This window comes from Rugosimonospora africana, assembly GCF_016862975.1.
GTDB classification, from domain to species: Bacteria; Actinomycetota; Actinomycetes; order Mycobacteriales; family Micromonosporaceae; genus Rugosimonospora; species Rugosimonospora africana.
Genome location: NZ_BONZ01000061.1, coordinates 74,561 through 100,250, shown reverse-complemented (window position 1 = coordinate 100,250; position 25,690 = coordinate 74,561). Strand labels below are relative to the sequence as shown.

Annotated in this window: 24 protein-coding genes; 12 read left to right on the top strand and 12 right to left on the bottom strand. The window is 71.7% G+C overall.

All coding sequences use genetic code 11. From position 1 onward, the window contains the following. The first annotated feature begins 140 nt into the window (after positions 1 to 140). Positions 141 to 1,325: a right-handed parallel beta-helix repeat-containing protein gene (locus Raf01_RS30510; protein ID WP_203921500.1), complete on the top strand. Its 1,185-nt coding sequence runs from the start codon at positions 141 to 143 to the stop codon at positions 1,323 to 1,325. A gap of 56 nt (positions 1,326 to 1,381) precedes the next feature. Here the strand turns inward: Raf01_RS30510 and Raf01_RS30505 are convergent, their stop codons facing one another. The 3 genes from Raf01_RS30505 to Raf01_RS30495 are packed head-to-tail and all read right to left on the bottom strand — an operon-like array spanning position 1,382 to position 4,836. Then, positions 1,382 to 2,887 carry a class I SAM-dependent methyltransferase gene (locus Raf01_RS30505; protein ID WP_239134061.1) on the bottom strand — a complete coding sequence of 502 codons (1,506 nt, stop codon included), beginning with the start codon at positions 2,885 to 2,887 and terminating at the stop codon, positions 1,382 to 1,384. Between the two features lies 1 nt (position 2,888). Further along, positions 2,889 to 3,803 (bottom strand): haloalkane dehalogenase, encoded by a 915-nt coding sequence (locus tag Raf01_RS30500; protein ID WP_203921498.1) that lies wholly within the window; start codon positions 3,801 to 3,803, stop codon positions 2,889 to 2,891. A gap of 46 nt (positions 3,804 to 3,849) precedes the next feature. Beyond that, positions 3,850 to 4,836: a hypothetical protein gene (locus Raf01_RS30495; RefSeq protein WP_203921497.1), complete on the bottom strand. Its 987-nt coding sequence runs from the start codon at positions 4,834 to 4,836 to the stop codon at positions 3,850 to 3,852. Between the two features lie 303 nt (positions 4,837 to 5,139). Here Raf01_RS30495 and Raf01_RS30490 point away from each other — a divergent pair, with 303 nt between their 5' ends. Then, positions 5,140 to 5,817 carry a class I SAM-dependent methyltransferase gene (locus Raf01_RS30490; protein ID WP_239134060.1) on the top strand — a complete coding sequence of 226 codons (678 nt, stop codon included), beginning with the start codon at positions 5,140 to 5,142 and terminating at the stop codon, positions 5,815 to 5,817. An 80-nt stretch (positions 5,818 to 5,897) separates the two neighbouring features. Continuing rightward, positions 5,898 to 6,317: a CBS domain-containing protein gene (locus tag Raf01_RS30485; protein ID WP_239134059.1), complete on the top strand. Its 420-nt coding sequence runs from the start codon at positions 5,898 to 5,900 to the stop codon at positions 6,315 to 6,317. Between the two features lie 74 nt (positions 6,318 to 6,391). Here the strand turns inward: Raf01_RS30485 and mgtA are convergent, their stop codons facing one another. From mgtA to Raf01_RS30465, 4 genes are all read right to left on the bottom strand, one after another. Then, the gene (gene mgtA / locus Raf01_RS30480; RefSeq protein ID WP_239134064.1) at positions 6,392 to 9,016 is read right to left on the bottom strand and encodes a magnesium-translocating P-type ATPase; all 2,625 of its coding nucleotides are present in this window, start codon (positions 9,014 to 9,016) and stop codon (positions 6,392 to 6,394) included. 67 nt (positions 9,017 to 9,083) lie between these two features. Beyond that, positions 9,084 to 9,446: an ArsR/SmtB family transcription factor gene (locus Raf01_RS30475; RefSeq protein ID WP_239134058.1), complete on the bottom strand. Its 363-nt coding sequence runs from the start codon at positions 9,444 to 9,446 to the stop codon at positions 9,084 to 9,086. A 207-nt stretch (positions 9,447 to 9,653) separates the two neighbouring features. Continuing rightward, complete coding sequence (locus tag Raf01_RS30470) at positions 9,654 to 10,154, bottom strand: hypothetical protein (RefSeq protein ID WP_203921495.1); 501 nt, start codon at positions 10,152 to 10,154, stop codon at positions 9,654 to 9,656. After that, positions 10,151 to 11,650: an O-antigen ligase family protein gene (locus Raf01_RS30465; protein ID WP_203921494.1), complete on the bottom strand. Its 1,500-nt coding sequence runs from the start codon at positions 11,648 to 11,650 to the stop codon at positions 10,151 to 10,153. The genes Raf01_RS30470 and Raf01_RS30465 overlap by 4 nt, the downstream gene beginning before the upstream one ends. Positions 11,651 to 11,965: 315 nt before the next feature. Here Raf01_RS30465 and Raf01_RS30460 point away from each other — a divergent pair, with 315 nt between their 5' ends. Genes Raf01_RS30460 through Raf01_RS30445 form a run of 4 tightly spaced genes read left to right on the top strand, consistent with a single transcriptional unit; the run spans position 11,966 to position 15,816 of the window. After that, positions 11,966 to 13,084 (top strand): extracellular solute-binding protein, encoded by a 1,119-nt coding sequence (locus Raf01_RS30460; RefSeq protein WP_203921493.1) that lies wholly within the window; start codon positions 11,966 to 11,968, stop codon positions 13,082 to 13,084. 7 nt (positions 13,085 to 13,091) lie between these two features. Next, positions 13,092 to 13,985, top strand: coding sequence for a sulfate ABC transporter permease subunit CysT (gene cysT, locus Raf01_RS30455; RefSeq protein WP_203921492.1), 894 nt, complete (start codon positions 13,092 to 13,094; stop codon positions 13,983 to 13,985). Next, entirely contained in the window at positions 13,978 to 14,850 is an 873-nt protein-coding gene (locus Raf01_RS30450; RefSeq protein WP_239134057.1) for a sulfate ABC transporter permease subunit, read from the top strand. The genes cysT and Raf01_RS30450 overlap by 8 nt, the downstream gene beginning before the upstream one ends. After that, positions 14,851 to 15,816, top strand: coding sequence for a sulfate/molybdate ABC transporter ATP-binding protein (locus Raf01_RS30445; protein WP_203921491.1), 966 nt, complete (start codon positions 14,851 to 14,853; stop codon positions 15,814 to 15,816). 94 nt (positions 15,817 to 15,910) lie between these two features. Here the strand turns inward: Raf01_RS30445 and Raf01_RS30440 are convergent, their stop codons facing one another. Continuing rightward, a complete protein-coding gene (locus Raf01_RS30440) occupies positions 15,911 to 17,467 on the bottom strand; it encodes a S1C family serine protease (RefSeq protein WP_203921490.1) in 1,557 nt (518 codons plus the stop codon). A gap of 415 nt (positions 17,468 to 17,882) precedes the next feature. Here Raf01_RS30440 and Raf01_RS30435 point away from each other — a divergent pair, with 415 nt between their 5' ends. The 5 genes from Raf01_RS30435 to Raf01_RS30415 are packed head-to-tail and all read left to right on the top strand — an operon-like array spanning position 17,883 to position 22,753. Beyond that, a complete protein-coding gene (locus Raf01_RS30435) occupies positions 17,883 to 18,740 on the top strand; it encodes an ABC transporter ATP-binding protein (RefSeq protein WP_203921489.1) in 858 nt (285 codons plus the stop codon). Then, on the top strand, positions 18,737 to 19,453 hold the full coding sequence (locus Raf01_RS30430; RefSeq protein WP_203921488.1) for an ABC transporter ATP-binding protein: 717 nt from the start codon (positions 18,737 to 18,739) through the stop codon (positions 19,451 to 19,453). The genes Raf01_RS30435 and Raf01_RS30430 overlap by 4 nt, the downstream gene beginning before the upstream one ends. Before the next feature lie 18 nt (positions 19,454 to 19,471). After that, positions 19,472 to 20,350: a branched-chain amino acid ABC transporter permease gene (locus tag Raf01_RS30425; protein WP_203921487.1), complete on the top strand. Its 879-nt coding sequence runs from the start codon at positions 19,472 to 19,474 to the stop codon at positions 20,348 to 20,350. Next, positions 20,347 to 21,462, top strand: coding sequence for a branched-chain amino acid ABC transporter permease (locus Raf01_RS30420; RefSeq protein WP_203921486.1), 1,116 nt, complete (start codon positions 20,347 to 20,349; stop codon positions 21,460 to 21,462). The genes Raf01_RS30425 and Raf01_RS30420 overlap by 4 nt, the downstream gene beginning before the upstream one ends. 13 nt (positions 21,463 to 21,475) lie before the next feature. Further along, positions 21,476 to 22,753: an ABC transporter substrate-binding protein gene (locus Raf01_RS30415; RefSeq protein ID WP_203921485.1), complete on the top strand. Its 1,278-nt coding sequence runs from the start codon at positions 21,476 to 21,478 to the stop codon at positions 22,751 to 22,753. Positions 22,754 to 22,808: 55 nt separating this feature from the next. On the opposite strand, the gene Raf01_RS30410 is transcribed toward Raf01_RS30415, so the two are convergent. From Raf01_RS30410 to Raf01_RS30395, 4 genes are all read right to left on the bottom strand, one after another. Beyond that, a complete protein-coding gene (locus Raf01_RS30410) occupies positions 22,809 to 23,444 on the bottom strand; it encodes a TetR/AcrR family transcriptional regulator (protein ID WP_203921534.1) in 636 nt (211 codons plus the stop codon). A 148-nt stretch (positions 23,445 to 23,592) separates the two neighbouring features. After that, positions 23,593 to 24,768 carry a CaiB/BaiF CoA transferase family protein gene (locus tag Raf01_RS30405; RefSeq protein ID WP_203921484.1) on the bottom strand — a complete coding sequence of 392 codons (1,176 nt, stop codon included), beginning with the start codon at positions 24,766 to 24,768 and terminating at the stop codon, positions 23,593 to 23,595. Beyond that, positions 24,765 to 25,202 carry a MaoC/PaaZ C-terminal domain-containing protein gene (locus Raf01_RS30400; protein WP_203921483.1) on the bottom strand — a complete coding sequence of 146 codons (438 nt, stop codon included), beginning with the start codon at positions 25,200 to 25,202 and terminating at the stop codon, positions 24,765 to 24,767. The genes Raf01_RS30405 and Raf01_RS30400 overlap by 4 nt, the downstream gene beginning before the upstream one ends. After that, a complete protein-coding gene (locus tag Raf01_RS30395; protein ID WP_203921482.1) occupies positions 25,199 to 25,690 on the bottom strand; it encodes an FAS1-like dehydratase domain-containing protein in 492 nt (163 codons plus the stop codon). Before Raf01_RS30395 ends, Raf01_RS30400 begins: the two co-directional genes overlap by 4 nt.

The window sequence follows — 25,690 nt, the reverse complement described above, 5'->3', positions numbered from 1 at the left end:
CGTCGATTCCGGAGACGTGTCGGTCGCGGGTGGGTCGGGGGAGTCACCCGCGGTGCTACATCCACAAAGAGCCGTTCCGGTTACGGCAGTCGCCGAGTCACAGTGACCGGCGATGAGTTCACCAAACGCACGGAGTTTCAATGACCAAGGTCAGAGTGTCAGCGATCGCGGCCGCCGGAGGAATCGTTCTGGCAAGCCCTCTCCTGGGAGTCGGCGCGGCCCAGGCGAATCCTCAGGCGCACACCGTGTACGTGTCGACGCACGGTGCGAGCACCGCGGCCGGCAACAGCTGCACCTCCGCCGCGTACCACTCCATCAACGCCGCGATCACCGCGGTGGCCGCCAACGGGACCGTTGTCGTCTGCGGCGGCACCTACCGGGAGGACGTCTCGGTCACGAAGACCGTGACGCTGCGGGGACGCTCCTCCGCCACGATCGACGCCACGAACCAGACCAACGGGGTGACGGTCACCGCCGGCCACGCCACGGTCAGTGGCTTCACCGTGGAGAACGCCATCGGCGAGGGGATCCTCGTCAACGGCGCGAACAATGTCACCATCCAGGGCAACGTGGTCAAGCACAATGACCTGGGCGGGTCACCGGTGAACCCGGTGCCCAACAGCTACCCGTTCTGCGCTCCGACGCAGGGTGTCCCCGGCGACTGCGGCGAGGGCATCCACCTGATGGGCAGCTCGAACTCCACCATCAGCGGCAACACCAGCACCGACAACAGCGGCGGAATCCTGATCAGCGATGAGACCGGACCCGCCGGGCACAACCGCGTCATCGGCAACGTGGTGACCGACAACCTGTACGCCTGCGGCGTCACGGTCGTCGGCCACAACCCGGCGGCGGCCCCGAACGGCGTACCCGCGCCGACCGTGGCCGGCGTGTTCGACACCCAGGTCATCGGCAACCGCATCAGCGGCAACGGAGTCGACGGCGCGGGTGCCGGGGTGGTCATCGCGACCGGCGTACCGGGTGGCGCGTCGTACGACAACGTCGTCGAGGGCAACGCCATCAACGGCAACGGCATGTCCGGCGTGACGGTACACAGCCACGCTCCCGGCCAGGACCTCAACGGCAACGTCATCCTGGCCAACCAGATCGGTACCAACAACCTGGGCGGCGACCCGGACTTCAGTCCGGCCGACACCCAGACCACCGGGGTCCTCGTGGCCACGGTCTCCCCGTTGTCGATCCGGGTCGAGGCGAACGCCATCTCGAACGACCAGATCGGCATCTGGACCACCGGACCGGTCACCGCGACGGGCGCGCACGCCAACGCGTTCCTCAAGGTGGGCGTGCCGGTGTCGGCTCACTAATTAGCGCCGATGGCGCCCGGGGCCGGTCGCCCAACCGGCCCCGGGCACGCGACGGCTCAGGTACCGACCGGGCGGCGGGCGACCAGCAGGACATGGGTGACCGGCCAGTCGAGCGGCCGACCGTCCAGAGTGGACAGTGACGCCACCGGGGCGATGCGGTTGTCCACGACCCAGTCGTTGCGCCACGCGTGCGAGGCCGGGTCGACCTCGAACCCGACCCCGGTCAACACCTCGACCCAGTCCGGGTACGCCAGCCCGCAGAACTGCTCGTGCGTCTCGGACAGCCAGTTGTCCGGGTAGTCCTTGCGGGTCAGGAAGTCCATCGCGTCGGCCAGCCGGACGCGCACCACCTCGTCGCCGTGCGCCTCGAACGGCACCGGGAACCGGTAGTCCACGACGAACTGGTCGAACCGTGCCCTCGTCGACAGGCCGGCCACGTACCGGGTCACTTCCTCGCGGGACACCGTCTCCAGGTCGTCGCGCGCCTTTCCCGGGTTCTCGCCATCCATTGTGGACAGCCGGAGCGTCACGGTGGCGTCCTTGCCCTCCGGCCCGCACACGTCACTGTTGAGCCAGACCCCGCCCGGCACCGTGTGGTCGTAGATTGCCCGGGCGAACCGGCGCACCGAGTCCAGCCGCGACCCGTACGACCAGATCTCGTGGGTCAGCGCGAACGTCAGCGTGGTGTCGACCGACCGCGGCGGGAAGACCGCGCCACCCAGCACGTTGCGCTGGTAGAAGAACACGTTCGGGTTGGCGAAGGCGCCCTGCGCCTTGCGGTGGACGCACTCCTCGTACAGGTGCCGGGCCACCTCGACGCCGATCAGGTCGCTCTCCCGCAGCGCCGGCTCGCGGTCGGCCAGGGCCAGCACGGCACCGGCACCGCAGCCGATGTCGACGATGCGACCGGGCCGCACGTACCGGCGGACCGCGTCCCACTTCCGCGCGGCGCTGTCCTCGAACGCCTCGGCATAGCTGCGGTAGTCGCGGGTGGTGGTCAGGCCGCCCTCGTCGCCGACGACCGGGTCGCCCACGACCGTGCGGATGTGCGCCACCAGGCCGTACCGCTCGAACACGTCCACGGTCGCCGGGTGGGCCAGCTTCGTCCAGCCGGGGTCGCCGGCGGCCAGCGCGAGCAGCACGTCCCAGGGCCGGGGCGGCACCCGAGCGCGGGACGCCTCCACGCCGGCGATGGTGAAGCCCAGTTGCCGGTACAGGTCCGCCACCTCGGGCGTGGAGCATGCCACGACGGTGTTCGCCGGAGTCAGCGACAGGCCCAGGGTCGCCGCGATGTTCTTCACCGTCACCTCGGCGAAGCGCCCGGTGTACGCGGTGTCGAACACCGGTACCACCAGTGAGCGAAGCCCCTCCAGCATGCTGAACCGCTCGATCGCGGCCTCCCGCCGGTCGTACGGGACCGGGTTGCGCTTGGTGTTCTCGTGGTTCGCGGAGGTGACCGCCCACACCACCGTGACCCCGTCGCCGGCCAGTTCACGCAGGTACTCGGCCTGGAACAGGGTCAGTACGTGGTGCCGGCCGGGAAAGAGGATGTACCGCTCCACGTCAGGCCGGCCCGCTTGCCGCCACGAAGTCCACGATGACCTCACCCAACCGGTCCCCGGCGTCCTCCTGGAGGAAGTGGCCCGCGCCGTGGATCGTGGGATGGTCCAGGCCCGCCGCGCCCGCCATGGCGCGCTTCAGGACCGGCGCCATCCCGCCGGTGATCGGATCCCCGTCGCTGAACGCGACGAGGAACGGAATGTCCAGTGTGGACAGCCGTTGCCAGGCCGCCCGGTTGGCGGGCGCGGCGGGGTCGTCCGGCGAGGTCGGGACGAGCAGCGGCATCGCCCGTACCGCGGCCAGATAGCTCTCGTCCGGAAACGGCGCGTCGTACGCGGCGAGCACCGCATCGGACAGCGGGGTCTGGCACCCGGCCTGGACCAGCCGCGACACGCTCAGCACCGGCGCGGTGGTGACCGCCTCGCGGAACCGCCACCAGACCGGCGGCAGCGCCTGGTCGCCGGTGGGCAGGCCGGTGTTGGACGCGACCACCCGGGCGAACCGCTCCGGGTGCTCGGCCACCAGCCGCAGGCCGATCAGGCCGCCCCAGTCCTGGCCGACCAGGGTGACCGCCCGGAGGTCGAGGGCGTCGAAGGCGAACGCCCGCACCCACTCCACGTGCCGGGCGTAGCTGTGCTCGGCGGCGTCGGCCGGCTTGTCGGACCGGCCGAACCCGATGAGGTCCGGGGCGATCGCGCGCAGCCCCGCGGCGGCCAGCACGTCGATGACCCGGCGGTAGAGGAACGACCAGCTCGGCTCGCCATGCAACAGCAGCACCGGCGGGCCGTCGGCGGGTCCGGCCTCGACGTAGGCCATCCGCAGCCCGCCGACGTCGGCGTAACGGGCGGCGAAGTCGGGCAGCGCCGCGAGGTCGGGCAGCACCGCGAAACGCTCGTCGGGGGTACGCAGGATCCGCATCCGGCCAGGCTCTCACGACGGCGCGGCGACCGTCGAGGTGGTCGGGTCAGCTCGCCGTCGCCGTCGCCGTCGCCGTCGCCGTCGCCGTCGCCGTCGCCGTCGCGGTCGCGGTCGCGGTCGGCTTCGGCGTCGGTGCCGGCTTCGGCGGCGCACAGGTGGCGGAGTCGACGGGATAGTGGGAGCTGGTCAGGACGACCACCTCGTCCGCGCCGGCCGGCGGCGACACCGGGCCGCTGGAGCCGTCGTAGGTGTCGTTCGGTTTGTGCGTACCGGGCTGCACGACCGTACCCAGTGTCGCGGTACCCGGGAACGCCTCGGCCGGCCGGGCGGCGCGCGCGGTGTACCCGACCGTGCGGCACGCCGCCGCGATCCGGAACTCGACCGTGGCCGCCGACGCCTCGTCCTGCCCCGGGCCGTCCAGCACCGTGATCATCGGAGTGGCGCACGCGGCCAGGCCGGCGGACAGGAAGTCACGCCCGGAGGCGACGTACGCGCGGACCACGTCCCGGTACGCGCGCACGACCTTCGGTGGCCCGGTCATCAACCCCAGCTTGCCGGCCGCCGGCTGGTCCCCGACGACGTCCAGCAGGTGCGCACGGGTCTCCAGCACGGCGTCCTGGTCGTCCACCAGGGTGCCGAGGGTGGCCCGGTCCACCCCGGTCGCGGCGAGGGCCGCCAGCCCGTCGCGCAGCTTGTGCCGCGCGGTCGACTCGGTCCGGTGCACCGCCACGAACTCGGCCGGGCGGGCGCCGTACAGCTGGCCCAGCCGAGCCACCCCCATCTCCTGGGCGTTCTCGGCGGTACACAGTCCGGTCGCGGCATCTCGCAGCAGGGTGCTCCGGATGTCCTGCGGCGCCCCGGCCGTCCTGGGCTGGGCGCGGCGGCCGGTGCCACATGCCGGTACGGCCAGCACCAGCGCGCCGGCCAGTGCGGCGGCCAGCGTGGCGGTGACGGCCGGGTACCCGCGGCGGAATGCCACACGGAGCCGCGCACCGAACCCGGCACGGAACCCGGCGCCAGGGGCAGCGACCACGTCCGCTCCTTTCCCGGTTCCGACTAGTCTGGCTCGGCGCGTCTGACGCCGCGCCACGACCCAGATCAGTCGTGTACCACGCCGGTCAGGCGGTCCCCGACAAACGGGACTTCTTCCCCGTCCGCGTTACCCGTGCGGGCCGGATTAATCGCGCGCCGCCCGATCAGCGACCGGCCCGCCGGCCGGCCGGACCCGATGGCCGCGACCCGGCGGCTGTGGCCCGACGGCTGTGGCCCGACGGCCGTGACCCGGCGCCGCGACCCCGCCGCCACCGCAGCGGGGCGAGGCGGGAGAATTCGGACCGTGCACGCCGATCAGATCGCCTTCGTCACGGCCAATACCGCGCTTGCCCCGGTCGCGTTCGTCCCCGAGATCCGGCTGCGGCAGGCCGACGAGCCGATCGGGCTCTGGGAGCTGTCCGAGGGGGAGTACCACAGCGACCAGCCGCCGCCGTTCTGGGCGTTCGCCTGGGCCGGTGGGCAGGCGCTGGCCCGGTACCTGCTCGACAACCCCGACACGGTCGCCGGGCGGCGGGTGCTGGACGTGGCCACCGGGTCCGGGCTGGTGGCCATCGCGGCGGCGCGGGCCGGTGCCGTCCACGTCCGGGCGGTCGACATCGATCCGCTGGCGGTGGCCGCGGTCGGCTGCAACGCGGAGGCGAACGCGGTGAGCGTCGAAGGCGTGGTGGCCGATGTCATTGACGGCGACGGGGCCGGCTTCGACGTCGTCCTCGCCGGGGACGCCTTCTACAGCAAGGCGATGTCCGACCGGATGACCGATTTCCTGCGGCGGGTGGCCCGGCGGGGCGGCCGGGTGTTCGCCGGCGACCCGGAGCGCAAGTTCCTGCGGCGGGAACTGTTCGCGCTCGCGGCCACCTACGAGGTGCCGGTTCCCCGGGTGCTGGAGGGCGTGCGGGTCAGGCGCACCTCGGTGTGGGAGCTGCCGGGGCGTTCCGGACAGCCGGAGCGCCAGGGCCGGTAGCCGGCCCGGGATCGGCCAAGATCCGTTTGTGGGTAGGTGCCAGGGGTACGCCCTCAGAGTGACATCAAGAGGGGGTAGCCATGGCACAGCTGGTACAGGAAATCATGGTGGACTCGGCCGTGACGGTACAGTCGAACGCCACTCTGGCCGAGGCCGCGAGGCTGATGCGGGATGCCGACATCGGTGACGTGATCGTGGTGGACGCCATGAAGCCGGTCGGCATCGTGACCGACCGCGACATCGTGGTGCGGGCCGTCGCCGAGACCGCACAGCCCGGCAACATGACCGTCGGCCAGATCTGCAGCACCGACCTGGTGACCGTGCGGCCGGAGGACGAGGTGAAGCAGGCCAAGACGCTGATGCGCAAGGCGGCGATCCGGCGGCTTCCGGTGGTCGACGACGGCAAGCTCGTTGGCGTGCTCTCGCTGGGCGAGATCGCGATCGATCGGGACGAGACGTCGATGCTGTCGGAGATCTCCTCTGCCGACCCGAACTCCTGACCACGGGTCCCGACCCGTCCCGAGCGCTGTCCGCGTTCGGGACGGGTCGCGCCGCGCCGGCACCCGTCGGCCTGTCACAGCCAGCTGCGTACCGCCCGCTGGTAGGCGAACTTGCCGGCGAGCGTGGTCACGCAGAACGCGGCCAGCACCACGGCCAGCCAGCCGAAGTAGGCCGGCGGCAGGGCCCGGAAGCCGAGTATCCCGGCGAATGGCCCGGCGGTGAGCGCCAGGCTGGCCACCACGATCGCGAGCGAGGCCACCAGGACCGGGCGGCTCGCCCACGACCACCGGCGCAGGCTGCCGTCACTGCGCAGCAGGTGCACCGCGAGGACCTGGGTGAGCAGGTTTTCCACGAACCAGCCGGTGTGGAACAGCACCTGAGCCGACGGGCTCAGGTGGGCGCCGAGCACGTGCCGCAGCGCCGCGAACGTGGCCAGGTCGGCGAGCGAGTTGAGGATGCCGAAGCAGACCACGAACCGCAGCAGGTCGCCGCTGTCGAACGTGCGCGGCCGGCTGTTGCCGCCATCGTCGGCGCGGTCAAAGGCGAGGCAGAGCTGGGAGACGTCGAACAGCAGGTTCTGCACCAGGATCTGCAGCGGCAACATCGGCAGGAACGGCAGCAGCGCTCCGGCGGCCACCACCGCGGTGACGTTGCCGACGTTCGACGACACCGTGATCTTGATGTGTTTGATGATGTTCACGAACGCGCGGCGGGACAGCCCGAGCGCGCCGCTGAGCGTGGCCAGATCCTTGCTGGCCATGATCACATCGGCCGACGCGCGGGCGACCGGCGCCGCGTTCTCCACGCACACCCCGACGTCGGCGGCGCGCAGCGCGGACGCGTCGTTGAGCCCGTCGCCCAGGTATCCCACCGTGTGCCCGCGGCTGCGCAGGGCGGTGACGATGCGCGCCTTCTGGTGCGGGTCGACCCGCGCGAAGATCGTGGTGCGTTCGGCGAGGTCGGCGAGCGCGGCGTCGTCCAGCGGGTCCAGTTCGCTGCCGCGTACCGGCCTGCCCGGCGGCAGCCCGGCCTCCCGGCAGATCCGCGCCGCGACCTGCGGATGGTCGCCGGTGACCAGCTTGACGCTCACCCCCTGGCCGGCCAGCGCCGCCAGCGCCGACGGCACACCGTTGCGCAGGTCGTCGCGCAGGCCGATGAACCCGATCAGCGTCATGTCCCGCTCGCCGACCGCGCCACGCCGGCCGTACCGGTCACCGATGGCGACCGCCAGCAACCGCACCCCGGCGTCGTACAGCGAGGCGGCCAGTTCGTCGAGGCGGAGCCGTTCGTCCGGTGACAGTGGACGGTCGACCCCGCCGGATCGTACCCAGGTGCAGCAGTCGAGTACCTCCTCGACCGCGCCCTTGGTGATCACGGTGTCCGCGCCCGGCACGGCGGTCCGGCGTACCACCACGGTGGCCCGCCGGCGCGCCACGTCGAAGCCGAACGCCTCGACCGGCGACAGCCCGTCGTCGATCCGCAGGCCCAGCTCGTCGGCCCGGCGAATCAGCGCCTCGTCGAGCGGGTCGCAGAACAGCGGTCCGAGCCGGTCGGCGTTGATCTGGCTGTTGAGGGCGGCCCAGCCGAGCACCGACCGGTCGGAGACGCCGGCCGGGTCGAGGTGGCAGGCGACCGTGGTGCGATTCTGGGTCAGCGTCCCGGTCTTGTCCGTGCACAGCACGTCCATCGCGCCCAGGTTGTGGATCGCGGGCAGCCGCTTGACGATCAGCCCGCGCGCCCGCAGCAGGGCCGCGGCGCGGGCCAGCACGGTCGTGGTCACCACGGGCAGCATCTCCGGGGTGAGCCCGACCGCGACCGACATCGCGAACAGGAACGCCTGCGGCCAGTTTTCCCGGGCGAGCGCGTTGACCGCGAGCACCGCGGGCGCGGCGGCGAGCATCACCCGGATGAGCGTGCGCGAGACGCCGCGGACGCCGCGGTCGAACGCCGTCTCACCGCGCGGGGGCAGGCTCCGCCGGGTCTCGCCGACATAGGTGTCGGTACCGGTCCCGACCACCACGCCGGTGCCCGAGCCGCCGATGACCATGCTGCCCAGCAGGCACAGCCGAGGGTCGTCGAACAGGGTCGCCGGATGGCGGGAATGCCCGGCTGCGTCGTGGACCTCGAGACCGTCCAGTGTGGCGTGTTTGAACGCGGGCAACGACTCGCCGGTCAGCAGCGCCTGGTTGACCATCAGGTCGCCGGAGCGCAGCAGCCGGATGTCGGCCGGTACCAGTTCGCCCGCGGCCAGGCGCACAACATCGCCCGGTACCAGATGATCGGTGGGCACCTCGCGAGCCACGGACCGGCCACCGGGCCGGGCGCGCCGGACCACCGTGGCGGTCCGCGCCACCATCGCGCGCAGCGTGGCCACCGCCTGGTCGGCCCGCTGCTCCTGACGGACCTGCAGGACGCAGCTGATCGCGGCGAGCGTGATGATGACAGCCGCGGCGGGCAGGTCCTCGGTGGCGGCCGACACCGCGGCGAGGCAGAACAGGATGAGCACGAACGGGTTGACCATCGCGCGCCGCAGCCGTTGCGGCCAACCGTACGGGCGCTGCGCGGCCGGCCCGTTTTCCCCGTCGCGCTGCGCCCGCAACTGCGCCTGCGGCTCGTCGAGTCCGGACAGCGAGGAGTCGACCAGGCGCAGGACCTGCAGCGGCGACATGGCCGCGAGCCGGTGCAGCCGTGCGGGCACAGCGGGCAACGGACTCGATGGTGCGATCGGCTGGTCTGCCGTGGGCGAAGCGGTCATCGGCGCCAGGTCAGGCGCTGACGCCACGTGCCCCTCCCTGGAGCGCGTCGCCCTGCAGGTGTGCCACCATCTCCCGGACCATCATCACCAGGTGCCGGTCGTCCACCAGGTAGACCTGCCGCCGGCCCTCACGACGGGCGTGCACCAGCCCGGCCAGTCGCAGCTTGGCCAGATGCTGGCTGACCACCTGAGCGGTCGCGCCGACCTCCTCGGCCAGCGAACCGACGTCCCGTTCGCCGTGCGCGAGCAACCACACGATGTGCAGCCGGACGGTGGCGGCGAGCATGCCGAACATGCCGGCCGCGGTCTGTAGCAGCTCCGGCGTCATCTCCTCGCCACCCACCGGTTGGCTGGTGACGGTTACGAGTGTCACGGTCCCCCCTCTCGTCGGCGGCGTCTGTGCCACCCTACGGCCTCGACGGCTCGTGGCACAGCACGTACCACCCGCCCGAGAGGACAGTTGAGGGCCGGTCAAGGGGTGGATGCCGCACGGCTGGTGACTGTGCTTCGCCGCCGCGTGCCGCCGGTACGCCGGAGGCGCGGACCGTGGATCGGCCCGCGCCCCGCCAGGTGGGTGATGTTACGACTTGACGATCTGGATCTCGTGCTGGTCCCTCAAGGGCTTGCAGGAGTACGGGCCGCAGACGTCGATGCTCGCCTGGCCGAACGCGACACCCTTCGTGAACGCGCGCTGGGTCGGCGTCACCGCCAGGCGGACTGTCTGCGACTGGCCGGTGCAGTCGACGTCGAGGCTGGCCGCACCGCTGGCGATGAACCCGCCCGCGACGTTCTCGGTGACCGCGACCGTCAGGTACTGGCTCGTTCCGGCCGGGCAGGTGATCGTGACCGGTGCGAAGACCACCGCGCCGTTGGCTTCCAGGGTGGCGGTCTTGCCGAGCTTCAGTACCGGCGCGGGCGGCGACTGGTTGACCACGGCGGCGCCCGCGGGCAGGGCGAAGGCGATCACCGCGCCCACGCCGATGGCGCCGGCGGCGAGCAGTTGCGTGCGTCGACGGGCGACTGGTCTGGGTCGCGGCGCGGCGGCAGACGTGCCGAGCCAGGCCGGGCGGTTGAGCTTCATACCGGTTCCCCTTCGTGAAAGGTGTCGGGTGTTCCTCCGGTGGCCGGCGAGGCGAGGCCGAGGAACAGCCCCGCGCACAGCGGGAGTACCGCCACGTGCCACAGGAAGTCGAAGCCGCTGTGTGCGGCGAGTGCGGCGAGTGCCGCGACGGCACCGGCCCGGACTCCCGGCCGGTGCGGGAACGCCCGGCCGCGGCGCACGGTGAACACGATCGCGCCGAGCAGGGCGAGCAGCAGCGCGAGACCGATCGCGCCGAGGTCCACCAGGGTCTGCAGGTACTCGTCGTGGACGTACAGCGCGATCTGCCCGTTGCCGTCCGGGGTACGCCACAGGAACCGCGCCTGACCGATTCCGGTACCGGTCAGCGGCCGGGCGGCGATCAGGTCGACGGCGGCACCGGCGGCACCGCTGCGCCCGGACGAGGACAGGCTCCACCGGTCGCGCAGGAAGTCCTGAGCCGCGCCGGTGCCGAGCCTGCTGGAGACCGCGATACCGAGCAGCACCGCCGCGGCGGTGAGGGCCGCGGCGCGCACCCGGCGCGGCAGGAACTCGGCACCGAGCGCGACGGCGGCACCGGCGAGGAGGCCCGCGGCGGCCAGAACCGGATGCGGCTGCGCCCGGACCGGAAAGGACGGCGCGAGCGCGGCGGTCGCGACGGCGGCACCGACGACCGGGCCTGCCGCGCGTCGGACCGTCTCGCCGACGCCGGCCGCACCGGCCAGCACGGCGAGGACGATCAGGCCGACGGCCAGCGCCAGCAACCCGGCCCGGCTCAGCGTCGCGCCGACCCCGACCAGCAGCAGGTACCGGATGGCCACGCGGGCAGGCGACCGAGGCGCGGCCCCCGGTGAGGCTGTAGTCCCCGGTACGGCCGCAGTTTCCGCGGCGACGGCCAGCAGGGCGAGCGGAACCAGCAGCGCGGCGGCCGCGTTCGGGTACGTGAGCGTGCCGGCGCCACGCCACAACTGCGCGTCCACCGGGACGGCGAAGCGCGGCAACCGCCAGGCCACCCCCAGCCACACGGTCACCGCGACCAGCGCACCGGCGCCGGCCAGCACCCCGGCGACGCGCTCGGCGACATCCGGCCCGGTACCGCGCAGCACCAGGAACGCCCCGGCCAGACAGAACAGCGTGGCCACCGCACCGGCCGCGGCCGGGTACCCGCCGGCGCTGCCGGCCCGTACCAGTGCCCATCCGCCCAGCGCCGCGCACGCCGCCGGTACCGGCCACCCGTCCGCGAGCGACCTCGGCCAGGCCGGGCGCGGCCGGAGCGGGTCTTCGGCGGAGGCGGGTACACCCCGGCGCAGTCCCGGTACGGTCGCGACCAGACCGACCGCCACCAGCGCGGTGACCGCCACCCGCCCGGGCGGGTAGTAACCGCCCTGGGCGACCACGCCGACGCCGAACGCCGCCAGCAGTGCGAGCACGGCCGCAGGCAGGGTGCCGGGCCGGTCCGGCGCGGGCCGGGCAAGGCGCGTGGCATCGGAAACGGTCACCGCGATTCCCCCCGTCGAATCTCTGGCTTCGAGTCATGGAGGACACGCGCGCCGAGCCGTTGACGTTGCGCCGGGTAGCCGACAGCTGGCCTGGAGTCACCGCGGTGCCAAAATCTGCCGCTGCCGCTGCCGCTGCCAATGCCGTGGCCGTGGCCGTGGCGGTGTGACGTGGCCGGGTGACGGCGACGCGAGCGCGAGCCGTACGGATGTGGTGCACATCGTGAATACGGGGGAGGCGACCAGCCGCTGCTCGTGGGCTATTCTCTACTAGCCCGATCGACTACATCGAAAAGATGCGTCAACAGAGGAGCATCCGTGCTGAATGTGGGATTGAGCCGCACCCGGGCGGGTGCGGTGGTCATCGCCGGACTGGCCACGATGACGGGACTGGTCGCCTGCTCCTCTTCGTCGACGGCCGGCGCGCAGGGGGGCGGCGCGGGGTCGTTCACCTGCCCGACCACCACGAGTGGCGACTGGTCGCCGACGATCGCGGCGCCGTCCGCGCCGCCAGCGGCGGCGAGTGCCGGCGGCACGGTGAACATCGTCGCCTACTCCGTGCCGAAGCCGGCCTATGACGCGCTCAGCTCGGCTTTCCAGAAGACCCCGGCCGGTTCCGGGGTGACGTTCAAGTCCTCCTACGGCCCGAGCGGCACGCAGAGCAAAAACGTCGCCGGTGGGCAGAAGGCGGACTATGTCGGCTTCTCGGTGGGGTCCGACCTGACCAAGCTGGTCCCGTCGAAGGTGGCCGACGGCTGGGACTCCGGCCCGACGAAGGGGCTCGTCTCGGACTCGGTGGTGGTCATCGCGGTCCGCAAGGGCAACCCGAAGCACATCTGCGGCTGGGATGACCTGGTCAAGTCCGGCGTCAAAATCGTCACCCCCGACCCGGCCACGTCGGGCTCGGCCAAGTGGAACATCCTGGCCGCCTACGAGCACGTGCTGCTGAACGGCGGGACCGAGGCGCAGGCGAAGGACTACCTGACGAAGTTCTTCAAGAACGTGGTCGTCCGGGCCTCCAGCGGCGCGGTCGCGACGACCCAGTTCACGTCCGGCACCGGCGACGCACTGATCTCCTACGAGGACGAGGCCATCGACGCCCGCCAGGCCGGCCAGTCGATCGACTACGTGGTACCGGCGCAGAGCTTCCTGATCGAGAATCCGGCCGCGGTGACGAAGAACGCGTCGGCGTCGGCGAAGAACTTCCTCGACTACGTGCAGAGCGTCGACGGCCAGACGGTCTTCGCGCAGAAGGGATTCCGGCCGGTCATCACCGGTACGAACCCGGGCCCGGTCGAGGGCGCGAACGACCCGAACAATCCGTTCCCCAACCCGCAGAAGATCGCCACGATCGAACAGCTCGGCGGCTGGAGCGCGGTGAACGACAAGTTCTTCGCCAGCGACGGCATCGTCACCAAGATCGAAGGGTCCGGCTGAGGTCCGGATGACAACCGACGTTCACGCGCCCCCGGCGGCACTCGATGAGGTGCCCGCCGGGGGCGCCGGGCCGCGCCGCCGCCCGCGGGCCAAGACCGGGCTGCGGCTGGGCGGCGCATCGGGGACCACTCTCGGCGTCGTCGTCCTCTGGATGAGCCTGCTCGTCCTGATCCCGCTCGCCGCCGTGCTGGGCAAGGCGTTCGACGGCGGTTGGAGCGCGTTCGCCGACGCGATCACACAGCCCGCGACGGCCGCCGCGCTGCGGCTGACCATCACGCTGTCGGTGGCCGTCGCGGTCATCAACGCGGTGATGGGCACGATCGTCGCCTGGGTGCTCGTCCGGGGGCGGTTTCCCGGCGCGGGCATCTTCGAGATGGTCATCGACATTCCGTTCGCGCTGCCCACCATCGTGGCCGGCCTGGTGATGCTCGCGCTCTACGGCGGGGACAGCCCGATCGGCGTCAGCCTGGTCGGCACGCGCACCGGACTGCTCGTCACACTGCTGTTCGTCACCCTGCCGTTCACCGTCCGCACGGTGCAGCCGGTACTGCTCAACCTCGACCGGGAGGCGGAGGAGGCCGCCGCGTCGCTCGGCGCCAGCGCACCGGTGATTTTCCGCCGCATCGCCCTGCCGCAGCTCATGCCGGCCATCATCTCCGGCGCGGTGCTGTCGTTCGCCCGCGCGATCGGTGAGTACGGGTCGGTCGTCCTCATCTCCAGCAACCTCCCGTTCAAGACCGAGATCGCCTCCTCGGTCATCTACGGCAAGCTCCAGGACGCCGACAACGCGGCGGTCTCCACCCAGCAGGCGGCCGCCATCGCGACGGTCCTGCTGGCCGCGAGTGCCGTGGTGCTGGTGCTCATCGACGTGTTGCAGAGGAGGGTGGCCCGCCGTGGCTGACACCGTCGCACCGGTGACGCGACCGGTTCCCGCGCCGCACAGCGCCAGGGAGCCGGCCCGGGCCGCCCGCACGCCGGGTTCCCTGGTGCTGCGCGGCGTGGCGATGGTCTACGTCGGACTGCTCGTGCTGTTGCCGGTCGCCGTCATCCTGTACCGCACCTTCCAGCCTGGGCTGAACGTGTTCTTCGCCGCGCTGGACTCGCCGGAGGCCCTGCACGCGTTCCAGATGACCGGCATCGTCGCGCTGTCCGCGGTCGTCATCAACACCGTGTTCGGCGTCGCCGTCGCCGTGCTGCTGGCACGGTACCGGTTCTGGGGGCGTCGCCTGCTCAGCGCGTTCGTCGACCTGCCGGTCAGCGTCTCGCCGATCGTGGTAGGGCTCGCCCTGGTGCTGGTGTTCGGGCCGACGGGCTGGCTCGGACCGTTCGTGGAGCACCACGGGGTCACGATGATCGGCGCCAAGCCGGGGATGATCGTCGCGACGGTGTTCGTGTCACTGCCGCTCGTCGTGCGCGCCCTCGTTCCGGTGCTGGAGCAGTCCGGCATGGAGCAGGAACAGGCCGCCGCGTCGCTGGGGGCGAGCGCGGTCACCCGGCTGCGCCGCATCACGTTGCCGACCATCCGCGCGGCGCTCACCTACGGGGTCGTGCTGAGCCTGGCCCGGTGCATCGGGGAGTACGGCGCCGTACTCGTCGTGTCGAACAACATCGAGGGGCAGACCGAGACAGCGCCGCTGCGGGTCGGGAACCTGGTGGAAAACGAACTGAACTACAACGCGGCGTACGCGATCACGTTCGTGCTCATCATCGTCGCCTTCGCCGCGATCCTCCTGTCGGCGTGGATCCGGCGGAGAAGGAGAAGCTGAATGGGTATCCAGGTACACGGGATCGGGAAGCGCTTCGGCGACTTCGTCGCGCTCGAGAACATCGACCTGTCCATGCGTACCGGCGCGCTGACCGCGCTGCTGGGACCGAGCGGCGGCGGCAAGTCGACGCTGCTGCGCATCATCGCCGGGTTGGAGAAGCCGGACACCGGTACGGTCGAGATCGACGGTGCGGACGCCACCCGGCTGGCGCCCCGGCATCGCAACGTCGGATTCGTCTTCCAGCACTACGCCGCGTTCACCCACCTGTCGGTGTACCGGAACGTGGCGTTCGGCCTGGAGATCCGCAAGCGACCGCGGGCCGAGATCCGCAAGCGGGTCAACGAACTGCTCGAACTCGTCCACCTGGAGCAGTTCGCCGACCGGCTGCCGGCCCAGCTGTCCGGCGGGCAGCGGCAGCGGATGGCGCTCGCCCGCGCGCTGGCGGTCGAGCCGAAGGTGCTGCTGCTGGACGAGCCGTTCGGAGCCCTGGACGCGAAGGTCCGCAAGGAGTTGCGCGACTGGCTGCGCCGCCTTCACGACGAGGTACACGTGACCACCGTCTTCGTGACCCACGACCAGGAGGAGGCGTTGGAGGTCTCGGACGAGATCGTGGTCATCAACGACGGCCGCGTCGAGCAGGTGGGCAAGCCCGACGAGCTCTACGACCGGCCGGCCAACCCGTTCGTGATGTCCTTCCTCGGCCCGGTGACCACGCTGGACGGTCAGCTGGTCCGCCCGCACGACATCGAGGTCTTCACGGATCCGGTCGGTGACGCGGTGCCGGCGAAGGTGACCCGGCTGCAACGCATCGGCTTCGAGGTCCGCGCCGAACTGGGTGACACCGGCGGCTGGGCGCAGCTGACCCGGGGCCAGAGCGAGGCACTGAACCTGGCCGAGGGCGCGAACGTCTGGGTACGCCCGGCACCGGGCACCACCCGCATCCCCGCTCCGCGCCAGCCCACCTGAGCCTGCCGCCGGCCCCGAGAGATCACGCGTACACGGCCGTGGGCGCCCACCGACCTGCGGTGGGCGCCCACGGTGTGGTGCGCGGTGCGTCCGTTCAGAACGCCGGACCGGTGGCCAGCTGGACTGTCGCCGAGTGCGACTGTCCCTCCTGGTCGGTCCAGCCGAGCGTGACCTTGTCGCCCGGGTGGTGCTGGGTCATCAGGGTGGTCAGCGTGGTGGCACTGTCCACGGTCTTGCCGCCGAGCGACGTGATCGTGTCGCCCTCTTCCAGGCCGGCCTGGTCGGCCGGGGAACCGTTCACCACGCCCGCCACCATCGCCGCGTTGCTGTTGGTGCCGCTCCGGCCACCCCGACCGCCCTGGCCACCCTGGCCGCTCTGGTCTCCGGTGGAGACCTCGACGCCGAGGAACGCGCTGGCTCCGATGTGGACGTCGGCCGAGGAATGGCCGGCGCGGATCTGGTTGGCGATGGACAGTGCCTGGTTGATCGGGATGGCGAAGCCCTGGTTGCCCTGGTCCTGGAACTGGAACCCGGCCGAGGCCGCGGTGTCCATGCCGATCACCTTGCCGTCGGCGTTGACCAGCGGGCCGCCCGAGTCGCCCGGCTGCACGTCCGCGTTGAGCTGGATCAGGCCGGTGAGCTGCTCCGAACCGCCGCCGGACTCATCGCTCGCGGTGATCGCCTGGTTCAGCGCGGTCACCGTACCGCCGGCCACGCTCGGCGTACCGCCGGTGCCGCCGGCATTGCCGATCGCCAGCACCTGGTCGTTGACCTTGACCTTCGAGGAGTCGCCGGTGGACACCGTCTTCAGCCCGGAGGCGCCGGTCATCTGGATCACCGCGACGTCGTCGGACCGGTTGTACCCGACCACCGTCGCGTCGTAGGTCTTCCCGTTGCCGATGTCGGTCACCTTGATCGCGGTGGCGCCCTGGATCACGTGGTTGTTGGTGAGCACGACGCCGTTGGAGGACAGCACCATTCCGGTACCGGCCGCCTCACCGCCCTGGAAGCCGAGCTGCGTGACGACGTCCACCAGGCCCGGGTCCACGGCGTTGGCGATGTCCGCGGCGTTGGCCGGGCCGCCCGGGTTGTTCGGCTGGCCCTGGTTGCCGGGGCCACCCTGGTTGCCGGGGCCGATGCCCTGGTTGTTGCCCGGGCCGTTGACGCCGGGGAAGGACCCGTCGTTGGTCGGGCCGCCCGCGTTCGATGACGAATCCGGCTGCCAGACCGCGCGACCGACGAGCAGCCCGGCCACCATGGCCACGATGATCAGCAGGCAGCCGACGGCGACGAGAACGGGCATCCGGTGGGTAACCGGACGCTGCTGCTGCGGCGGCGGCGGTGGCCCCCAGGGGCCGCTCGGCTGCTGCGGCGGCCATCCCCACATGGTCGGCTGTTCCTGCGGGGCGCCGTGCGGACCGCCCGGGGTGGCGTAGCCGGGCTGGTAGATGGGCTGACCCTGGTACCAGGTCTCGCCCTGCTGCGGTGCCGGGTACCCCGGCGGACCGGCCTGGGCGGCCGGGTGAGGGTATGGCGCCGGCGGCGGGTAGCCGCCCGGCTGACCGTACGGGGCGGCGGGTGGCCGCAGACCCTCGGTCGTGTCGTCGGCCGTCGGCCGATCGCCAGGTGTGGGCTCGCTAGCCGCGCTCATCGCGTAACTCCTCCTCGAAAGGCGCAGGTGCGGTGGTGCCGAATTTCCGATCTCCTCCAGTAGACCTCCTCCGTCTGGGAGTTTGCTTTGCGACGCCTGGGAAAGGCCGGCGAGTTCACTGGAGGGCGTTTCCCACTCCGGCCGTCGGACGCTTTCCGGCCGCTTGACCGGCCTGCCCGCGAACCGGGCGGGCCTGGCGGCGGTGTTCGTCTCGAGCCGCTTGACCGGCCCACCCACAAACCGGGCGGGCCTGGCGGCGGTGTTCTTCCGGAGCCGCATGACCGGCCCTCCCGCGAGCCCGACGAGCCCAGACCCCAGGCGTGCCGGGGGTCTGGCGCACATTAACTACCACTGTTAGTTTGTGGGTCAACACCGCCAACCCGTGCATCATCGCCGGATCGAGGCTGATGTGGATATGGCTCAGGCACAGGGGACACAGCGTCCGGAAACGGCGCCGGATCCCGCGCTGGCCCTGCGCGGGATCAGCGTGCGCTTCGGCGGCCTGACCGCGCTCGACGACGTGTCGTTGCAGGTGCCCGAGGGCGGCACGGTCGGGATCATCGGTCCCAACGGTGCCGGGAAGACCACTCTTTTCAACGTTATCTGCGGTTTTGTCCGACCCGATGCCGGCACGATCAGCTGGGAGGGCCGGGAGCTGCGGCCACGGCCACACCGGCTGGTGCGGCTCGGCATCGCCCGCACACTCCAGGGCATCGGGCTGTTCCCCGGGCTGACCGTCCTGGAAAACGTGATGGCCGGGGCCGGCGACCGCAAGAAGATCGGCTTCGGCTCCTCGCTGATCGCGTTGCCCCGCTCCGACCGTGCCGAGCGCGAGCTGCGCGGCACGGCCATGGCCCGGCTGGACGAATTCAAGATCGCGGAATATGCCGGCCGCAAGCCGGACGACCTGCCCTATCCGGTACGCAAGAAGGTCGCGCTGGCCAGGGCACTGGTGGCGCAGCCCCGGTTGCTGTTGCTCGACGAGCCGGCCGGCGGCCTGGGCAGCGACGACATCGAGGAGTTGGCCGCGCTGATCCGCTCGCTGCCTCGCCGGCGCGGCGGCGGCGCCACGGTCATGCTGGTCGAGCACCACATGGACCTGGTGATGGAGGTCTGCCAGCAGGTCGTGGTGCTCGACTTCGGCCGGGTCATCGCGACCGGCACGCCGGAGCAGATCAAGGACGATCCGGCGGTCGCTGAGGCGTATCTCGGCTCCGCGGCCACGGAGGGCGACCAGCCGCGGGACGGGGCAGCCGATGGCGGTCCGGCATGACAGCGCTGCTGCGGGTCGAGGGACTGACCGCGGGGTACGGCGGGGTGCCGGTGCTGCACGACGTCGACCTGGCGGTACCGGAGGGCACGATCTGCGCGGTCCTCGGCGCGAACGGCGCCGGGAAGACCACCCTGCTGCGCACGCTCTCCGGCATGGTGCGCCCGGACCGCGGGCGGATCCTGCTCGACGGTTCGGACCTGCGCGGGCTGCCGGTCGAGCAGCTGATCCGGCGCGGCCTGGCTCATGTGCCGGAGGGCCGGGGCGTGATCGACGAGTTGACCGTCGAGGAAAACCTCTGGCTCGGCGGGCTGTTCCGCGCGGACCGGCGGGCGTTGCGCGGCCCGCTGCGTGAGGCGTACGAGCTGTTCCCGGCGCTGTACGCGCGCCGCCGTCACGCCGGGCACCAACTGTCCGGGGGAGAGCGGCAGATGCTCGCGCTGGCCCGGGCGCTGGTCGCGAAACCGCGGCTCATGCTGCTCGACGAGCCGTCGCTGGGGCTGGCGCCCCTCGTGGTGGCACAGATCATGGCTCTGCTGCGCCGCCTGCGCGACGACGGCGGGCTGACCGTCCTGCTCGTCGAACAGAACGTGCGCAGCGCGTTGTCGGTGGCCGACTCGGCCGTGGTGATGGCGCAGGGACGGGTGGTGGCCGCCGACAGCGCGGGTGCGCTGGTCGGCGACGACGCGTTACGGCATGCGTACCTAGGCTTCTAGACCTCCAGGGGGTCGCGAGTGGATCGGTTCGTGTTCCTCACCGTCTACGGGCTCTCGCGCGGCGCGATCTATGCCGCGTTCGCGCTGGCCCTGGTGCTGATCTTCCGTGCCACCCGGGTCGTGAACTTCGCCCAGGGCGTGCTGGCGGTGGTGTCCGCGTACCTGGCATACAGCGTCTCCGGCGCGACCGGGTCCTACTGGCTCGGGTTCGGTGCGGCACTGGTCAGCGGGCTGGTCCTCGGGGCGGTCGTGGAACGGGTGGTGATGCGCCGGGTCGAGCACGCCCCGCCGCTCAACGCCGTCATCGTGGCGCTCGGCCTGGTACTGCTGACCCAGGGCATCCTCGGCATGATCTACGGCAACCAGTACCGGGCGTTTCCGGCACCGTTCAGCACGGTCGCCATGACGGTGCACGGGGTGCCGCTGATGACCCGGTACGACCTGTTCGTGTTCGGCACCGTGCTGGTGCTCATGCTCGCCCTCGCGGTGCTGTTCACCCGTACCGCGACCGGCCTGCGGATGCGTGCCGCCGCCTTCGCCCCGCAGGTGTCCCGGCTGCTCGGCGTCAACGTCGGCCGGATGCTCACCCTGGGCTGGGCGCTGGCCGCGCTGGTCGGGGCGGTGGCCGGCATGCTGATCATCCCGACCGGGCTCGGGCTGCACCCGACCGCGATGGACCTGGTGTTCGTCTCGTCGTTCACCGCGGCTGTGGTGGGCGGGCTGGACAGCCCGATCGGCGCGGTGGTCGGCGGTCTGGTGGTCGGCCTGGTGCTGTCCTATGTGGGCGGTTATCTCAACAGCGCCAGCACACCCCTGGCCGTGCTGGCGCTGCTCGTCGTGGTGCTCCTGGCTCGGCCGGGCGGGCTGTTCTCGGCGAGTACGGCGAGGCGGGTATGAGCCGTTCGACCCTGCTGCGGCACCTGGTCGTGACGGTGGCCTGTGGCGTCCTGCTGTTCGGGCTGACCTACGCGCTCGACCCGTTCCGCGACTACCAGCTCGCCACCGCGGCCGCGTACCTGTGCGCCACGGCAGGACTCACCCTGCTGGCCGGGCAGAGCGGGCAGCTGTCGCTGGGACAGGGCGCGCTGATGGCGGTCGGCGGCTACACGGTCGCCCTGGTGCAGAACCAGTTCGGCGCGCACAACGTGACCACCCAGTGGGCGCTGCTCGGCTCGCTCGTGGCCGCGATCTGCGTGGCCTCGGTCGCGGGTGCGGTCATCGGCGTCGCGGCGGCCCGGCTGCGCGGCCCGTACCTGGCCGGGCTCACCCTCGTGGTGGCGGTCGCCGTGCCGTCGATCGGTACTCTCTGGCACTCGCTCCTGCACGGCGACCAGGGCCTGTCGGTGTACCTGCTGCCCGCGCCGGCCTCGCTCGGCGAGACCTTCCCGCTCGAACGGTGGCAAGCCTGGCTCGCCGTGATCGCCGCGCTGCTCACCATGCTGGCGCTGGGCAACCTGTCCAGCGGCAGGTTCGGCCGCACGATGCGGGCGGTCCGCGACGACGAGATCGCCGCGAAGCTGGCCGGCATCAACGTCGCCGGTACCCAGGTGACCGCGTTCGTGGTCAGCGCCGCCTGCGCCGGGCTGGGCGGCGGGATGCTCGCCGTCCTGGCGCAGAGCGTGTCGCCGGGCGCGTACGCGTTCACGCTGTCACTCAACCTGCTGCTCGCCGTCGTGGTCGGCGGGCTGGGCAGCCTGACCGGCGCGGTGTGGGGCAGCGTCCTGCTGGTCCTGCTGCCGTGGCTGGCCGACGACCTGACCAACTCGCTCATCCACTCGCCGGCTGCTCAGCAGCGGCTGGCCGGAAACCTGTCCCTGGCAATTTTCGGGCTTCTGCTCGTCATAGTGATGATCGCCGCCCCAGGCGGCATACAGGGCCTGCTGAACCGGGCGGGCCGACGGGTGCGCGGACGGCGTGAACGCGTCGCCGCGTACCGGGCGGAGCCATCCGCCCCCGATGCGCAGCCGCACGCTCCCGCGGCGTCGCGCACCTCGATTCCCAACCCCTGAAGGGGGCCGGAGCATGTACCACATCGTGCGACGCGGTGTATCCGTGCTCACCGCGATGGTCGTGGTGGGCGCCGTGGCCGCGTGCAGTGGCAGTTCGGGCACGTCCGGCGCGTCCGTTCCGGGCGTCACGTCCACCGAGATCATCGTCGGTACCCACACCCCGCTGACTGGGCCGGCCGCGGCCGGCTACAGCAAGATATCGGCCGCCACCAAGGCGTACTTCGACTACGTCAACAGCAAGGGTGGCGTCAACGGCCGGAAGATCACCTTCAAGATCATGGATGACGGGTACAACCCGGCCACGACCCAGCAGGTCGTGCGTCAGCTGGTCCTGCAGGACAAGGTGTTCGCGATCCTGTCCGGGCTGGGCACTCCGACGCACACCGGAGTGCTGGACTTCCTCAACACCAACAAGGTCCCCGACCTGTTCGTGGCGTCCGGCAGCCTGAGCTGGAACCAGCCGAAGAAGTACCCGTACACCTTCGGGTACAACCCCGACTACACCATCGAGGGGAAGATCTTCGCCAACTACATCAAGGCCAACCTCGCCGGCAAGAAGGTCTGCACGTTCGGCCAGAACGACGACTTCGGGGCCGACGGTCTCAAGGGCGTCCAGGCGGTACTGGGTGCGTCCGGCGTCACGCACAGCGAGACGTACGACGTGACCAACACCAACGTCGGGCCGGCCATCGGCGCGTTGAAGGCCGCGGGCTGCCAGGTGACCATCGCGTTCACCGTGCCCGGGTTCAGTGCGCTGGCGCTCGGCGCGGCGGCGCAGCTCGGCTTCCGTACCCAGTGGATGGTCTCCAACGTCGGCGCCGACTACGCCACCCTGGGCGGGCTGCTCAAGGACGCCACCGGGCCGCTGCTGGAAGGCGTGCTGAGCACCGCGTACCTGCCGGCGCCGATGGACACCAGCAACCCGTGGGTGTCCCTGTTCATGAAGTTGAACCAGCAGTACAACAACAACACCGCGTTCGACGGCAACGTCGAGTACGGCTTCGCCGTCGGGTACCTGTTCGTCCAGGCACTCAAGGCGGCCGGCAAGGACCTGACCCGGCAGGGCATCGTCGACGCCGTGGAGAAGAACGGATTCTCCGGGCCCGGCCTGTCCGCGCTGCGCTTCTCGGCGACCGACCACTCCGGCTTCGGCGGCCTGCAGATGGGCAAGGTCCAGGACGGGAAGCAGCTGGTGTTCGGCCCGCTCTACACGACCGACGACGGGTCGGGGCCGGTCACCGAGACCAGCTCCACGCAGCCGGCACCACCGGAGGACGGCATCCCGTCCTGAACCGCGGTTGGCGGGTCGGCGCAACGGGGCCGGGGGTGCACCACCCCGGCCCCGTTCACCGTGCGTCGACGACCTGCGCGTACAGCGTCTCGAAGCCGCGCACCAGGGTGGCCAGGCCCAGCTCGAACGCGCCGTCGTCGACCTGCCGGTGGCGCCCGCGCAGCCGGTGCGCGTCGCGCAGGTTGGGGTAGCGCTGCGCGTAGACCGACGGGTCGTCGGGGAACCCGAGGGCGAACGAGCCGAGCGAGGAGCCGGCGACGAAGTAGCGCATCGCGGCACCGATCCGGGTGGCGTAGCTGGGCGGCCAGCCGGCCTCGACCAGGGCGCCGTATACCGCGTCGGCGAGGGCCAGCGCCGCCGGGCGCAGTGCCGGACCGTGCGCCAGGAACGGCACCGCGTTCGGGTGCGCCGCCAGCGCCCGCCGGTAGGTGCGCGCCCACTCGGTGAGCGCGACGGCCCACTCGCCCTTGCCGAACATGCGCAGGTCCACCTGCGCGATGATCGCGTCGGCCACCGCGTCCAGGATCGCGTCCTTGGTGGCGAAGTGGTTGTACAGCGAGGGAGCCCGCACCCCCAGTTCCTGGGCGAGCCTCCGGGTGGACAGGGCGTCCAGCCCCTCCTTGTCGAGGATCGCGGTCGCGACCTCGACGATGCGCTGCCGGCTCAACACGGGTTGCCGCGGTCTCGCCACGGGCATCGCGACCTTCCGCTGGTACAAAAGCTGACGCTGTTAGTTTAGGGATCCCGGCACGCTGGTGCGGAGAACCGGACGCAGATCACCCTTTCCATCGGTTCCGATCAATAGGATCCCCGGCGCGGGCGCGGGCGCGGGCGCGGCGTCAGGCCACTGCCCGGTCCGCCCGCAACGCCGCCGGGTCGCGGCCCAGCTCACGCAGGACCTCGTCGGTGTGCTCGCCGGGCTGCGGCGGCGGCCTGCGGATGGCACCGGGTGTGGCGCTGAACCGGGGCGCGGGGGCCGGCTGGGTCACGCCGGCGTACTCGACGAAGGTGCGGCGGGCCGCGAGGTGCGGGTGCCGCGGCGCCTCCCGCCAGTCGAGCACCGGGGCCACGCACGCGTCGCTGTGCTCCAGCAGCGCGGCCCATTCATCGCGGGTACGGGACCGGAACAGGCGAGCCCACGCCCGGCGGGCCGCGGGCCACCCGGCCGGATCGAACCGGTCGCCGGCCCGGCCGTTGCCGTTGTCGTCGTCGCCGTTGTCGCCACCGTCCGGCTCTTCGAAGCCGGTCAGCCGCACCAGTTCGTCGTAGAACTGCGGCTCCAGGGCGCCGACCGCCAGGTACCGGCCGTCCGCGCACTCGTACGTGTCGTAGAACGGAGCGCCGCCGTCGAGCAGGTTGGCGCCCCGCTCGTCACGCCACATGCCCAGCCCGCGCAGCCCGTGGATCGCGGTGGACAGCAGCGACACGCCGTCCACCATGGCCGCGTCGATCACCTGCCCGCCACCGCCGGCGCGCACCGACAGCAGCGCGCACACCACGCCGAAGGCGAGCAGCATGCCACCGCCACCGAAGTCGCCGACCAGGTTCAGCGGCGGTACCGGCGGGGTACCGGCGCGACCGATGCCGTACAGCGCGCCGGTCAGCGCCAGGTAGTCGATGTCGTGGCCGGCATGCGCAGCGTTCGGCCCGTCCTGCCCCCAGCCCGTCATCCGCCCGTACACCAGCCGCGGATTGACCGCGAGGCAGTCGTCCGGGCCGAGGCGCAGCCGCTCGGCGACGCCCGGCCGGAAGCCTTCGACCAGGGCGTCGGCGTGGCGTACCAGGTCCAGGACGACCTCCCTGCCGACCGGGTGCTTGAGGTCCACCGCGATCGAGCGCCGGCCCCGGTTCAGCACGTCCGGGTGCGGGGTGCCGAAGCGCTCCGGGCGCACCTGCTCCGGCCGGTCGACCCGGATCACGTCGGCGCCCATGTCGGCCAGCATCATCGCGGTGAACGGGCCCGGCCCGATCCCGGCGAGTTCCACCACCCGGATCCCGGACAGCGGTCCGCTCATGCGGCCCCGCCGCACGCGACCGTCGCCCAGCCCTTGGCGTGTACGCCGCCGGTCTGGCGTACCACCTCGAGCTCCAGCGTGACCAGACGCTCGCCGTCGCGCTCCTCGCGACCGACCACCACGCCGCGGTACGTGAGCACGTCGCCGGGCCAGGACTGCTCCCGGAACTGGACCCTGAACCGCCGGATGGACTCCGGACCGAACAGGTCCGCCAGGTAGGTGCCCAGGATCCCGGCAGGGAGCATGCCGACCGTGAACACCCCGGGGAACCCGGCCGCGCGGGCGTACTGCTCGTCGTGGTGGATCGGGTTCAGGTCGCCGGAGGCACCCTGGTAGCGCACGAAGTCGGTACGGGTCAGCGGCTCGTCCACGAACTCGGGCAGGGGGGTGGTGACCGCGAGCGCCTCCCAGCTCAACTCGGCCGGCGCGGTCACGACTCCGCCCCTGACTGCTCAGCCCCTGGCGGCTCAACCCCTGACGACCCCGGTCCTGGCGGCTCCGGCCCCTTCTCCGGTGCCCGACTGGTCTCGATGACCGTGCTGCGCGCCTGCGCGACCAGCGTGCCGGCCTGGTCCCGGTACTCGGTCAGCAGCACGGTGAATTCCATCGTGCCGCCGCGCCGGCCCTGTTTGGTGTAGGTGTCCTCGACGCGTTGGGTGGCGGTCAGCACGGTACCGGCGCGGGGCGGCCCGGCCGGGAAGACGAACTCCTGCTCCCCGTGCAGCGTCCGCGACCAGTCGCGCGACTCGTCCCGGAACGGGGCGGCGCCCGGGCCGGCCCAGAACGACGAGGCCATCAGGAACGTCGGGGGAGTCACCGCCTCCGGGTCGTCGAAGTAGCTGGTCCGGCGTGCCCGGGTCGCCCGGGCGAACTCGCGGATCTTCCCGCGCTCGACCGGGAACTCGTACGGCTCGCTGGTCAT

Coding starts and splice junctions, on each gene's coding strand:
- Raf01_RS30510 (WP_203921500.1), top strand. CDS start 141: ATGACCAAGGTCAGAGTGTCAGCGATCGCGGCCGCCGGAGGAATCGTT.
- Raf01_RS30500 (WP_203921498.1), bottom strand. CDS start 3,803: ATGCGGATCCTGCGTACCCCCGACGAGCGTTTCGCGGTGCTGCCCGAC.
- Raf01_RS30485 (WP_239134059.1), top strand. CDS start 5,898: ATGGCACAGCTGGTACAGGAAATCATGGTGGACTCGGCCGTGACGGTA.
- Raf01_RS30470 (WP_203921495.1), bottom strand. CDS start 10,154: ATGAAGCTCAACCGCCCGGCCTGGCTCGGCACGTCTGCCGCCGCGCCG.
- cysT (WP_203921492.1), top strand. CDS start 13,092: ATGACAACCGACGTTCACGCGCCCCCGGCGGCACTCGATGAGGTGCCC.
- Raf01_RS30445 (WP_203921491.1), top strand. CDS start 14,851: ATGGGTATCCAGGTACACGGGATCGGGAAGCGCTTCGGCGACTTCGTC.
- Raf01_RS30440 (WP_203921490.1), bottom strand. CDS start 17,467: ATGAGCGCGGCTAGCGAGCCCACACCTGGCGATCGGCCGACGGCCGAC.
- Raf01_RS30435 (WP_203921489.1), top strand. CDS start 17,883: ATGGCTCAGGCACAGGGGACACAGCGTCCGGAAACGGCGCCGGATCCC.
- Raf01_RS30430 (WP_203921488.1), top strand. CDS start 18,737: ATGACAGCGCTGCTGCGGGTCGAGGGACTGACCGCGGGGTACGGCGGG.
- Raf01_RS30420 (WP_203921486.1), top strand. CDS start 20,347: ATGAGCCGTTCGACCCTGCTGCGGCACCTGGTCGTGACGGTGGCCTGT.
- Raf01_RS30415 (WP_203921485.1), top strand. CDS start 21,476: ATGTACCACATCGTGCGACGCGGTGTATCCGTGCTCACCGCGATGGTC.
- Raf01_RS30405 (WP_203921484.1), bottom strand. CDS start 24,768: ATGAGCGGACCGCTGTCCGGGATCCGGGTGGTGGAACTCGCCGGGATC.
- Raf01_RS30395 (WP_203921482.1), bottom strand. CDS start 25,690: ATGACCAGCGAGCCGTACGAGTTCCCGGTCGAGCGCGGGAAGATCCGC.